Raw genomic sequence first — 12,816 nt, 5'->3', positions numbered from 1 at the left:
CGACGCCAGCCATTCAGGCCGTATAGGTCATGTGTTGGATGCCTTTCCCATGCGTTCGCGACGTTGGGCCGCAGGTTTCGGCGCCGAACGCAGCCACCGGCAGCCGTGATGAGGAAGCGATCCACGATCCGGCCGCGTCTACGTTCAGGCAGGGCGCTCCCCGCCATTGCGAACGATCTGCGTCATCGTGATCGATGCGCGCTCTCCATCACCTGCAGCGATCGCCTCGAACAACTCGTCGTACGACTGCAAGGCGGCACGAAGCTCCTCAGTTCGGGCCGCCGGGTCTGGTGATCTTCTCCCGAGGTGCATATTGACGACGTCGATGAGCCGTTCGATGAGCCGGTTGCCCGATGCTCGCAGCACGGTCCTGTGAATGTCAACGATGGCCAGCCGGCGATCGGCGTCGCCGATGCCGGACCGCTTCAGGCGGTATATCGCCCGTTCGATCGCAAGCAGATCCGAACGGGTGCTCTTGAACGCTGCAGCCCGGGCAGCGAAGGGTTCCACCATAAGGCGGATCTCGAGGATCTCCTCGGCGACGCCCAGGCCCGTCTCTTCTCCGGCGAGCCAGCCGAGTACATCTGGGTCGAGGAGATTCCAATGCCGTATCGGCCGTACCGCGGTTCCACGATGCTTGCGCCTCTCTATCATTCCCTTTGACGTCAGGATTACGAGAGCTTCCCGGATCGACGAGCGGGAAACGGCAAAGCGATCCTTGAGTACGCCGTCGCTGAGGGAGTCGCTCTGCGACGCATGTTCGCCCGCTGCGATCTCCCTGCCTAGAAGATCCACCATCTGACCATGGAGCTTCGCCGAAGCGCCGGATGCACTAGCTTGCGTCACTGATCGGTCCTGGCTCTGCGGTAGACCGAGGCGTCTGAGCTTGGATCGCAGCGGACGACGGTCCAGACTGGCAGCATCGGCACCGGCCTCTCCATCTCCATATTGAGGACGCGGATCGCATGTCGAAGGGGTGACGGCGCCGGATACGCTTTGGCTGACGTCATGTGTGTGCACCCAGGTGGGGTCGCCGTTCGACCTGGATGGTCCATCAAAGCGCGAATGTCCGATCTGCCTGAGGGTTCGCCAGCTTGAAACGATAACGAAGCAAGAGGACTCCGCAACACTCTTTCGCTTAATTTCGCTATGTAGTACTTAGCGTTACGACGTGCAACGTTTCATGAGCATGATCGAACCTCTTCCTCCGACGCCCGCAGGTGGGAGAGGGCAGCAGAAGGCGATTAAGCGGCGGTGGGCCCGACGACGTCCGAGCTCATCAGGATGAATCCGAACGAGAGACCAAACCACGACCTGGGAGAGAGAACATGAAGAAGATGTCCGTGTATGGCGCGACCGCATGTGGAGTGGCCTTCGCGAGCGCAGCCTTAGCGCTCACGGGAAGCTCCCGAGAAGTCAGCCGATCCAGCGTTTCCGTGGCACCGCCTGCAACCGCACCCGACGCCGACGGCAGCCGGACCATGGCTGCTCAGGGCGTCGCCTCCGCGGTGACGGTCGGAAGTTTTCTACCCAGTTCCTCCGACTTCCCCAACCCGGAGCGTGGCTTCTACCGCTGGATCTCGCCCGGCTTCCTCGATCAGTGGACCCAAAGCGATGCCACCGACGCATACAACAATGGGTATCGCATCCTGTATGCCCGCATCTCGTTGGAGGACTATAAGAACGTCGACACCTTGCCGGCCAACCTGATCGCCAGGCTGAACACCGGATTCAGCTACGCGCGCAGCGCAGGCATCAAGCTGGTGGTCCGCTTCGTGTACAACTACCCGAGCAGCGAGACCGATCTCAGTGCCGGCGACGCGCCACTCGCTCGGATCAAGTCCCACATCGGCCAACTCAGTCCCTTGCTGCGTAACAACGCGGACGTCATCGCCTTCCTGCAGGCCGGCTTCGTCGGCGTCTGGGGCGAGTGGCACACCTCGAAGAACGGCTTCGACGACAATGCCCCCGGTGCTTCAAACTGGGCGGAGGTCAAGGACGCCCTCCTCGCCGCGCTGCCGGACGATCGCTTCGTCCAGTTCCGGTACCCAAGGCATCTCATGGCCTGGGTGCCTGCCGCGAATCTCCCGACGGTCGCTTCGGCCATCCAGGGGAAGTTCCGCTACGGCTTCCACAACGACTGCTTCCTGTCCGGCGTCGCCGACATCGGCACCTTCAGCGACGATGCGGACGTGCGAAGCCAGCAGCGTGACTATGCGGACAGGCTCGGCGACGTGGGCCCCGTAGGTGGGGAGACCTGCGATACGACGTGGAGCACGAGCAACGTCCGGCGGACCGCATGCGCGGACATCCTCGGCGAAGGCGCCAAATACAATTTCACCTATCTGAACATCAGCTACTGGCGTCCGGAATTCCACGACCGATGGGAGGCGAACGGTTGCATGCCGGACGTCCGCCGCCGGATGGGCTATCGCCTGGCGCTGAAAGGCGCGTCCCACCCGAGCGCTGCAAGCAGAGGCGGGGCGTTCAGCGTCAACCTTTCAATTCAGAATGACGGGTGGGCACGTCTGTACAACGAACACCCGGTGCAGATCGTCCTGCAAAACCTCGGCACGAACAGCGCGGTCCGCATCGCGACGACAGGAGCGGACGCCCGCAGCTGGACGCCCAGCAGCCAGCCTTCGGCCGCCACGGTCAACGGCGTCGTCCCGTCAAACCTGCCAGTAGGCCAGTATCGCGTACTGATCGCCCTGGTCGACGCTCGTCTTCCGAACGATGTCCGGTATGCGATCCGCTTCGCGAACGAGAACGACCCGAACGCAAACCAATATTGGGATACTGCGCTTGGGGCCTTCAACCTTGGTACGACGATCAGCATTAGCTAATCCTTCACGCCGGAGGCGCGACGGCGCGCGCGTCTCCGGCCAACGGGTTGCAGCCAAGGGCGCAAACAGTTGTCTCGCAAACGGCCACGACACGCCGTCGCTTCCACCGCCACCGACCCTCCGTGACTGCTGAGCCCGAACGCTGATCTGAGCCATGGCGAGAAATCCGATGCCATGCGGACGCTCGGACCCGAATGCGACATGCTCCGCGACATCAAGCTCCTTCATAGCGTCCATCGGATGCCCGGATCGGTTTATCAGGCGCCCCACATGCGGCGTCTGCCTCCTCCACCGTCCGTCATGGCGCCGCCGACCAGGCGGTCGTCGACCGCTGCCGCGATCGGTCGCGCATTACACCGCAGCCGGGCGGGACGCCAATCGAACCGTCGCGCTCCGGCAACGTGCGATTTCGTTTGACAACGAAAGCGCAGAGTGAAACTTATGTACGACAAATACGGTAATAGCCGAAACATAAAGGGGAGACGACATGCGAAACGATCGTAGGTTGCGGAAGCTGGTGTCGCGCTCGAATATTCGGCGCTCCGGCGGGGCCTCTCATCTGGCTCTACGCATAGGCGGATCCATCATCGCGATCGCCATCGCACAAGGGGCATGCGCCCAGGACGCGGCTCCTGCCGGATCGAACGGCTCCCGCCCCGATTCTGCCCCCACCGTCGTCACGCAAGCGGCTACCGGGACCGATTCCAATACGACGCCTGCGGTGACGTCGCAGGAAAAGGATCGCCGAGCGAACACCGACCTCGGCGCGAACGAGGACGATTCGTCCACGACCGGCGGCGACATCGTCGTCACGGGCATCAGGAAGAGCCTCGCGACGGCGCAGTTGATCAAGCGGGATGCGAACACCGTCGTCGACGCCATCACAGCTTCCGACATCGGCTCGCTCCCCGACCGTTCCATTAACGAAGCGCTGCAGCGGGTGCCCGGCGTTGCGATCACGCGCTTCGCGGCCCCCAATGATTCCGCGCACTTCTCAGTGCAGGGGTCGGGCGTCACGGTCCGCGGCCTCAACTACGTTCGCAGCGAGTTCAACGGCCGCGACATCTTCTCCGCTTCGTCGGGTCGCGGCCTTGGCTTCGACGACGTGCCCGCCGAACTCGCCGGATCCGTCAACGTCTACAAGAACCTGACGGCCGACATGATCGAAGGCGGCATCGCCGGTACGGTCTCCGTGAACACGCGAAAGCCGTTCGACTCCGACAAGCGCGTCCTGTTCCTGTCCGCGGGCCTCAACGGAGGCGACCTCGCGCAGCGTTCCGCTCCGCAGTTCGTCGGCTTGGCCAGCAACCAGTGGAACCTTTCGGGCGGCGGTCGGATCGGCATCTTGGTCGGCGGCAGCTACTCCCAGCAGTACAGCCGCGCCGACTCCCTGTTCCTCAACAGCTTCCAGCCGCGCTTCAACGCGCCCGACACCGGCGACGGATATAGCTGTTCGGTCGGCGGAAAGATCATCAATCAGGGGCAGCCCTACGCGATCCGCGTGTGCGACAGCTTCCCGACCCCCGCCGGCCTGTCACAGGTCTACACGCCCCTGGGCGCCGGCATCCGCGAGCAGGACTTCAAGCGCGAACGTAGCAGCATCAACGCATCGCTCCAGTTCGAGAACGCGAGCCGGAACTTGCAGGTGACGGCGGAATACATACGATCCTACTTCGAGGAGCGCTGGACCGAGCGGACTATTGAAAGCGACAACTGGTTCTCGGACGCAGGAAAGATCTTCCCTGCCGGCTATCTAAATCAGCTCGGTTTTCCTTACGATCCGAATGCCCAATTCAGCTACGACGATCGAGGGGTATTCACGGCAGGCACCCTAGTTCACGCCGGCTACTACCCTTACGGCTGCACGCCTCTCGCCGACGCGAGCTGCAACTACACTCAATTCGTGCCCGGCGGCATCACGACAAAGCTGTCGAACCGCAGCGCCACCAACGAGGTTAAAACTCAGGACTTCTCGCTGAAGGTCAACTGGTCTCCCACCACGAAGCTCCATCTATCCCTAGATGGCCAGTATACGAAGTCAAACGTCGGAAACTCCGACGACGCTATCAACATGAATACGTTCACCGACGTCTCAATCGACCTTCGCGGCAAATACCCTGCCGTGAACTTCTTGACCCCCGGATTCAACAGGCAGGACTACATAACGGGCGGGCAGGGGATCTACTATCGCAGTGCCGTCGAGAATAAGGCGATCAGCGACGGCGACGAATATGCGATCCGTGGCGACCTGACCTATGACGTGTCAGAGGACAGCTTCCTGAGGACCGTCCGCGTAGGCGGACGCTATTCCGAACGCCAACAGACGGTGCGGACGAACGCCTTCAACAACTGGGGTCAGCTGTCCGACACCTACGCCACGGGCGGGCCGAACTTCGTCACCAACGACCCGAGCCTCGTCGGCTACTTCGGATATCCCAACTTCTTCCATGGCCAAGTTGAGCAGCCGATCGGCGCTCCATTCATCCGCACCGACATCCTCAAAAACCACGCCGCGTTGATGGATCTCGCACGCAAGGTGCAGACCGCCGGCGGGACGTTCGTCCCCATCGAGGACCGCGGCGGGAACCTCATCGACGGGTACTTTCAGCCGAACGAAGTTTATCCCAACACCGAAGCGACATGGGCCGCCTACGTGATGGCGAACTTCGGCATGCCCGTCGGCGACACCATGAAGCTCAGCGGAAACGTCGGCCTCCGCTACGTTCACACGCTGGACGAGTCGACCGGTTCGATTAACTTCGCCACGCCGAACCAGGTCATCCCTAGCAACTACAACGGGAACTTCACTACCTATTGCGCCGCGGCCACCTCTGACCCGGCGGTGCCCGCACCGGCGCTGTGCCGATCCGGCGTCACCGCCGCGCAGCAGCAAGCGACGTTGGCATTCGCCAATGGCGGCTCGATCACCAACACGGCGCGCAACTCGTTCTCGCATTGGCTCCCGAGCTTCAACGCGCGCCTCGACGTGACCTCCAAGCTGCTTTTTCGGGTCGCTGCGTCGAAGGCGATTTCCCGCCCGGACTTCGATCAGTTGCGCAACTACGTGGGCGTCAACTACAACTCGGTTCTGGGCGGCTTCGAGGCGCGTTCACTCAATCCGTATCTCCGCCCGGTCGAGGCATGGCAGTTCGATCTGACCGGCGAATGGTATTTCGCACCGGTTGGGTCCTTTACCGTCGCGGCGTTCTACAAGGACCTGAAGAACATCGTCGTCTCCAATCAGCTTTTCACGCGTGATCTGACGAATAACGGAGCGACCTTGCCGGTAGGGGTCACCGGCCCGGCGAACGCCACCGGACACAGCAAGGTCAAGGGCGTGGAGGTCGCCTATCAGCAGACCTATAACTTCCTGCCAGGGCCTCTGGCCGGCTTCGGCTCGCAGCTGTCCTACACATACATCGACACGGGCAGGATCGTGATCGGACCGCCGGGCTACGCACCGTCGAACAACCTCGTCGAAACCGGGAACCAGCCGACCATCGACATCGCCGGCCTCTACGAGAATCTTCCGCTCGAGGGGCTCTCGAAGCACAACATCAACGCGGCCCTCTTCTACGAGCTCGGCGGACTGCAGGCGCGGTTCGCCTACAGCTGGCGCTCGCGGTTTCTCCTCACGCGTCTGGACTGCTGCTTCCCGTTCGGCCCGGTGTGGAACGAGGCGAGCGGTCAGGCGGACACCTCAATCGCTTACTCTCCGACGAAGAACTTCAAGATCGTCTTCGAGGTGCAGAACCTGCTCAACACGACCACTAAGACGTCATATGCTTTCCAGAACGACGTGCGGGCGCCCCGCTCGTGGTTCAAGAGCGACCGCCAGTTCGCGATAAGCACCAAACTCACGTTCTGATTTTCACCTTCGGCGGCACGCCATCGCCGTGCCGCCGCACATCCTCAACCACGTCGAAGGCGCGCGAGCACGTGCAAGCCCGAGGCGACACGCCGATCGGAGACCACATGGGCGCTAAGCCTCTACTGCGCACGCTGCTGCTCGCGATGCTGAGTCAACCTCTCTCCGCAGTCGCGCAGGTCGCGGGCGGGGTCGATCCCGTCGGCCGCTGGACCGCGAGACCCGCGGGAGGAGCGGCCAAGCCCCCGATGGGTTGGAGTTCCTGGAACGCCTTCCGGACCGAGATCGACGAGGAGAAGGTCCTCGGATCCGCCGTCGCGCTCGTGCGCACCGGCCTTGCGAAGCGAGGGTACGTCTACGTCAACGTGGATGACGGCTGGTGGCTGCGGCGTCGCGCCGCCGACGGACGGCTGATCGTCAGGACCCAGATCTTCCCGAGCGCGATGCGGGGCGGCGGGGCGGAGACAAGCCTGCGGCCGCTCACGGACCGCCTGCATGCCATGGGGCTCAAGGCCGGCCTGTATACAGACGTCGGCCACAATGCCTGCTCACAGGCGTACGACCTCTCGTCCCCCAACCTGCCCGTCGGCACCGCGGCCGAACGCGAGGTCGGTCTGTCCGGGCACGTCGATCAGGACATCCGGCTGTTCTTCCAGGAATGGAAATTCGACTTCCTGAAGGTCGACGCCTGCGGTCTGGCCGACTACTCGGCAGATAAGCCCTACGTCGCCGCGCAGGGTTACCGGCCCTCCGTTCCGATCGTGGTGCGCGGGGAACCCGCTCGGACCGATGCCGGCCGCGTGCGGGCGAGCTACGAGGAGGTAGCGGAAGCGATCCGCAAGTATGCGTCGGGCGCGTACTTCTCGATCTGCGTCTGGGGGCAGGCCGACGTTCGCGCCTGGGGCAAGGACGTGGGCAACGGCTGGCGGACTAGTGAAGATATCACGGCGGACTGGACCAGCATGCTCCAGTCGTTCGACAGCACGGCGACCCGTGCGCTCTATGCCCATCCCGGAGCCTGGAACGATCCGGACATGCTCTTCATCGGCTCAGGCGACTTCGATCAGCATCATCTGATCGAAGCCCGCACCCACTTCTCGCTATGGGCGATCGTCAACGCCCCCCTCATGATCGGCTACGATCTGCGTCAGGCCCCGCAGTCGCTTCTCGACATCTGGGGCAACGCGGACGTGATCGCCGTCAATCAGGACCGCGCAGGCAATCAGGCCGTTCCCGCCTACAGGTCCGCCGATCTGGACATCCTCGTCAAGACCATGGCGGATGGACGCAAGGCCGTGGCGATCTTCAACCGGACGGCAGAGCCGGTTCACGCCGACCTCACCGCGGGACACCTCAAGCTTGCACCGGATAGACCGGTGACGATGGTAAACCTCTGGGATCGTACGAAGCCGGTCACTTTCAGCGGTCAAACCCGATTGATGTTGCGGCCGCATGAGACGCTGCTCTTCATGGCCGAAGGCCAGCCTGAGCTTGCCGAAGGACTCTACCTTTCCGAAATGACAGGTTCCATCAACGTGGCCGCGGATGGTGTCCGTCAAGCCGAACTCGATCCGACGATCCATCGCGGTATCAGCGCATGGTCCGGCACCAAGTCGTCCGGCGAAACGCCGATGTACACGGGCTGGGGCGGGGCTCAACCAGATGTTGCTCCCTACGGAACGCCTCTAACCATCGCAGGTCATGGCTATGGCCGTGGCATAGGCATATTGTCGAACAGTCGCATGGAAGTACGCAATGATGCGGGCTACGCCCATTTCAAGGCTGAGGTCGGTATCGACGATTCTACCCGGAATCGATCTTCTACCGTGCGCTTCTCCGTCTACGGCGATGGACGTATGCTGGCCGAGACCGGGCCGATTAGCTTCGGTGCGGCTGCAGTTCCAATCTCTGCGGATCTCGGCGAAGCCAAAACCATCGAACTTATAGCTCGATCAGGGGACGGAGGAGCTTCGACGGTTTCGGTGGCGTGGTCTATGGCTCGGATGACAAAGTGACATCAGACTTGGGTCAGGTCTGTCTGCGCTAACGTTCACAACCACTTCAACCTCGAACGTCAACTCATAGACCAACAAACTTATCGAGAACGACGGTTTGCCGCACTAGCGGAGTGGCAGTCGCTTGTCAGCTGAGGCTTTCCCTCAGGAGACTAGCTCCAACCTTCGGAGACGCGTCCGCACAAAACTGACAGCTCCGCCAAAAACCGTTGTTTTACAATGGTTTAGCAACCATCACGGCGAGCTGTCCGCCATAATGTCCACCTTCATTGACGTGCCTGTTCAGGGCCGAAGCAAGCTGAAGCGCGGGATCGCTAGCGGTTTCCAGTTCGGGTTCATTAGGATCGCGGGCGGCGCTTTCGGCGGCATCATCGCTAGCAATTCGCCGGGCCGCGAAAAGCGACCGTGCGGTAGCTTGTCCTTTGGAAAGCCATAGACGTTAGGTTCGGCCATTGCGATCGTGAAGAAGTGAATATTCGAGTGGAAGTGCGTAAGTGCGGCGACGATGCTCTTGTCGTCGGAGTTGAAGCGGTAATCGAATTAGCCGCTCGCGCTCTTCCGGCGTCCTTGCTTCAATGTTGAATGAACTGGCAGTATTCGGAAGAAATGTCCTGCTGTTTCTTCCGAAAATTCATTGTTGAGAAACCACATTGCATGGAGCCCGCCGGTCAGCGGCAAGGGGGAGCCCACATGTTCATTGTATAGGGACATGCCAAGCTTAGCCGCCCAAACGTCTAGCAGTGCTTTACCGATTGCGCCGACATGCGTTTCCGCGAGTGGGATTAGCAGCCCGCCGGGCGTTCGCATGATCGTGTCACGCGAGTTTCCGTCGTTGAAGAGTTCAGCGGAGAATCCCGGCGCGCCTTGTTCAGCCGCAGCAAGGTATTTAACCGCCTCTTGAACTTGCCACGTATCCGTGTCGTCTCCGAAGATCGATGCGCGCGAGAAATGCGACGGCGCTATCGGCCGCGCTAGTCCCGTTATTGCATTGTTTGCAGCTTGGGAATTCGAGTCCGCTTGGCCGATCCTTCGCTCGAAAGAGCGCCTTTGACGGCATATGCTCGACGGTTTTCGCAGGGTTCGCACAATAAATGCAGCGTGGGTTTCCAGCCAAAATCTCGGCTGCGCTGCGGCTCTTCCCTCTACCCTTATTTCGGCTCATTCTATGGATGTAGGAAGCCGACGACGCTTCAACGATACCCTAGCTAGCGGCGATTGCGATCAATCAACTAGCCCCGGCGCGGAGGAAGGAAACGCCGGGGCTAGCATTCGCTCACGCTGGCACAGCGCGCGGCGAACCTTCGGTGGTGGCAGTCACCGAAGCTTGGGAAGACGACGCCCGATCTCGGCCCGGTAGAAGGGCGCTAGGGCATAGGTAGGAAGGGCTAGCAGCGGGAAGGTGGCAAGATCGGTGCCCGACGCTCCGGCGGCGCTGACAGCGGCTTCTAGGGGCTGCGCAGGATCGGTGATGGCGATCAGGGCGGCGGGCGGCAACGTGCCTTCCTCGACGCGCCACACGACGCTTTGCAGGCGAGCCCACATTGTGTCCTGACTGGGCGGCGCGGCGGTGACGATCGGCCCGGTTTCGACACCTTCGCACTGTTCCGCCGGGACGAAGATAGGCAACGCCTCTTCGGCAAAGCCGGTCAGCGGCGGTTCGGCGACGGGACTGGTGCTGGCTTGGGCATCTTCACGCGTGAGATCCTGCCGTTGGTCAAGGCCCTGCGAGCTGGCGACCGGTTCGCGACGGCTGCGATCATCCGCAAGACCTCGCCGCTGCTTGACCGCGACCCCCTGCGAGATGCCGGCGAGGCGCAGCAGGGTCTGCTCGATCGGGCGAAAGGAGCCTGTGCGGGGCTGCTGGCGCTGGTCGACGGGCAACCCCCGGCGAGCCTGCGCGACGTGCTGCGCTATGTTGCCGAGCACCGGTTGTTCGCCGTGCCGGACGTGCTGCTACCCTTCGCCACCGCCGACCCCGATCCGGCAGACGAGGACGACGCGGACGAGAACGAAGAAGAAGTCGACAACAAGAGCGAGACCGCCGCCTGGCGGCAGGCGCTTGAGGCGCCGTTCGATCAGGTCGACAAATATGACCGCTATGTCCGCGGCGTTTCGCAGTTCGACACCCATCAGGGCGTGAAGGGCTTGGAGTTTCCACGAGTAATGGTCGTCATCAGCGACGAGGAGGCTCGCGGATTCTTGTTCAACTATGACAAGCTGTTCGGTGCCAAGGGTAAGAGCAAGACCGATCTCGACAACGAGGCGGCAGGCAAGGAGACGACAATCGATCGTACACGGCGACTTTTCTATGTGACGTGCAGCCGCGCCGAGCGGAGCTTGGCAGTCGTCTATTACGCGGAGAACCCCACAGCATCGCGCGACGCGCTGCTGCAGCAGGGTTGGTTCGCAGAAGATGAAATCGAGGTTGTGGGCTGAGGCCGAGTGTCACAACCGAGCGTTTGTGACACCCGCAAAACAGCAGCTTCCGCTGCCCATGTAAAAGGCTGCCGGTCCGCAATCGGCCCATTTGCTGCCCTGCCGCGCCACCTGAATGGACGTCCGCTTTCGGGAAGCGATAAAGCGGCTGTGAGCGTCCGCATGTGGGTCGTCGCGCTACACATACCGAACGGAAAAATCCGCCCCAACACCGGGCCGAGATCGTATCCGCAGGCATTCTTTTCGGAATTATTGCTTCAATCGCACCATGACGACACCATGAGGTGCGACCGACGCCTCGAAGCGGCCAGAGCGTTTGCCGAGGCTCTTGTGCGCCCAGAGGTCGCGCACCTCCATCCGTACTTGTCGTGGCAAGCCGAGCATTGTCCAGTCGGCGGCGATCGCCGCGGGGGTATCGCCGCGATTGAACAGCAGCAGGGCACGCCCCCCGTCTGACAGAGGTTTGGACCAAATTTCGCGGTCACCGTCTTTCCACACCCGGTGGCCTTGTATGCCAAGCCGATCCTGATCGACGGCAATGACGTCCGTGTTGAGAAGGATCGCGCGGGTCGCATTGGTCATGCCGACGATATCGTTGCCGGCGATCAGCGGCGCGGCCATGATCGCCCAGAGCGAGAAATGCGAACGATATTCGGTGTCGGTCATGCCGCCGTTCCCTACCTCCAGCATATCGGGATCGTTCCAATGACCCGGTCCGGCGTAGGGCCATAGCGGCTCGTTCATGTCGGCGATCGACGCCACACCCCAGCTATAGCCATAACGGCCAGTCCATTTATCGGTGATGTCGCCGGTCGTGCGCCACATGTTGCCGATCTTGGACGCCCAAAGCCACGGCCTCGAATTCCCCCATTCGCACATCGAAAACAGGATATCGCGACCCGACGCACGGAGCGCGTCCGACATGAGCGCATAGGCTTCTTCGGCGTTGCGAACGCCTGTCGAGCACCAGTCATACTTGAGGTAGTCCACGCCCCAGCGTGCATATTGCAGGGCATCTTGATATTCGTGTCCCTGGCTACCCGGACGCCCCCCGCACGTCTTCGTGCCGGCGTCTGAGTAGATGCCGAACTTGAGCCCCTTGGCGTGGATATAGTCCGACAGCGCCTTCATCCCGCTGGGGAAGCGCGTCTTGTCCGCGGTGATGAATCCGTTCGCGTCGCGGGCGCCGTGCCAGCAATCATCGATAACGACATAGTTATACCCGGCGCCCTTCATCCCGTTAGTGGCGATCGCGTCAGCGGCCGCACGGATAGTGGTCTCGTCCACCTTGCAGGCGAACTTGTTCCAGCTGTTCCAGCCCATCGGCGGCTGCTGCGCCAGGCCGTTCGCAGTACGCCTCGGGTCCTTGGACGGTGCCAGCGTATTCGGGTCGGGATCGAGCACCTCTTGTGCCCGAAGCGGAGTGGCCGTGTGAAGCAGCAGAACCGCAGTAATGACGCGGAGCAACACCTTGTTCAGCACGCCGAACCTCTTTCGTTTCCTATGGACTGCACGTGCAGCACCTTCGCACGCGATTCCAGCCTCAACTTTGCAGGCGGCTGCTATCGGAAGGCCGGAAGGGGCAGAAGGGGCTGCGACACCGAAGTGAACGAATGGCCGAAGTTGGGAGGGCTCGGCGTCACCGAGAACG

General features: G+C 62.0%; 7 protein-coding genes. 4 read left to right on the top strand and 3 right to left on the bottom strand.

Features of this window, described 5'->3' with window-relative positions; translation table 11 throughout:
* Positions 1 to 144: 144 nt before the first annotated feature.
* Positions 145 to 798 (bottom strand): FadR/GntR family transcriptional regulator, encoded by a 654-nt coding sequence (locus tag V8201_RS18110; protein ID WP_336546165.1) that lies wholly within the window; start codon positions 796 to 798, stop codon positions 145 to 147.
* 530 nt (positions 799 to 1,328) lie between these two features.
* On the opposite strand from V8201_RS18110, the gene V8201_RS18105 reads away from it, so the two are divergent.
* The 3 genes from V8201_RS18105 (at position 1,329) to V8201_RS18095 (ending at position 8,729) form a co-directional block, all read left to right on the top strand.
* A complete protein-coding gene (locus V8201_RS18105) occupies positions 1,329 to 2,846 on the top strand; it encodes a DUF4832 domain-containing protein (RefSeq protein ID WP_336546164.1) in 1,518 nt (505 codons plus the stop codon).
* Between the two features lie 505 nt (positions 2,847 to 3,351).
* The gene (locus tag V8201_RS18100; protein ID WP_336546163.1) at positions 3,352 to 6,714 is read left to right on the top strand and encodes a TonB-dependent receptor; all 3,363 of its coding nucleotides are present in this window, start codon (positions 3,352 to 3,354) and stop codon (positions 6,712 to 6,714) included.
* A 107-nt stretch (positions 6,715 to 6,821) separates the two neighbouring features.
* Positions 6,822 to 8,729: an NPCBM/NEW2 domain-containing protein gene (locus tag V8201_RS18095; RefSeq protein ID WP_336546162.1), complete on the top strand. Its 1,908-nt coding sequence runs from the start codon at positions 6,822 to 6,824 to the stop codon at positions 8,727 to 8,729.
* A 1,314-nt stretch (positions 8,730 to 10,043) separates the two neighbouring features.
* Here the strand turns inward: V8201_RS18095 and V8201_RS18090 are convergent.
* Positions 10,044 to 10,355 carry a hypothetical protein gene (locus V8201_RS18090; protein ID WP_336546161.1) on the bottom strand — a complete coding sequence of 104 codons (312 nt, stop codon included), beginning with the start codon at positions 10,353 to 10,355 and terminating at the stop codon, positions 10,044 to 10,046.
* A gap of 54 nt (positions 10,356 to 10,409) precedes the next feature.
* Between V8201_RS18090 and V8201_RS18085 the strand changes: the two genes are divergently transcribed.
* Positions 10,410 to 11,165 (top strand): hypothetical protein, encoded by a 756-nt coding sequence (locus V8201_RS18085; protein ID WP_336546160.1) that lies wholly within the window; start codon positions 10,410 to 10,412, stop codon positions 11,163 to 11,165.
* A 249-nt stretch (positions 11,166 to 11,414) separates the two neighbouring features.
* Here V8201_RS18085 and V8201_RS18080 read toward each other — a convergent pair whose 3' ends face one another.
* A complete protein-coding gene (locus V8201_RS18080) occupies positions 11,415 to 12,647 on the bottom strand; it encodes a glycoside hydrolase family 27 protein (RefSeq protein WP_336546159.1) in 1,233 nt (410 codons plus the stop codon).
* Positions 12,648 to 12,816: the final 169 nt, after the last annotated feature.

The sequence above is a fragment of the Sphingomonas kyungheensis genome (genome assembly GCF_037120395.1).
In the GTDB taxonomy this organism is placed as follows: domain Bacteria; phylum Pseudomonadota; class Alphaproteobacteria; order Sphingomonadales; family Sphingomonadaceae; genus Sphingomonas; species Sphingomonas kyungheensis.
This window is presented reverse-complemented; position numbering and strand designations above follow the sequence as displayed.

Excerpts from the sequence above, each read along its gene's own strand:
- V8201_RS18110 (WP_336546165.1), bottom strand. The coding sequence starts at position 798 with ATGGTGGATCTTCTAGGCAGGGAGATCGCAGCGGGCGAACATGCGTCG.
- V8201_RS18105 (WP_336546164.1), top strand. The coding sequence starts at position 1,329 with ATGAAGAAGATGTCCGTGTATGGCGCGACCGCATGTGGAGTGGCCTTC.
- V8201_RS18095 (WP_336546162.1), top strand. The coding sequence starts at position 6,822 with ATGGGCGCTAAGCCTCTACTGCGCACGCTGCTGCTCGCGATGCTGAGT.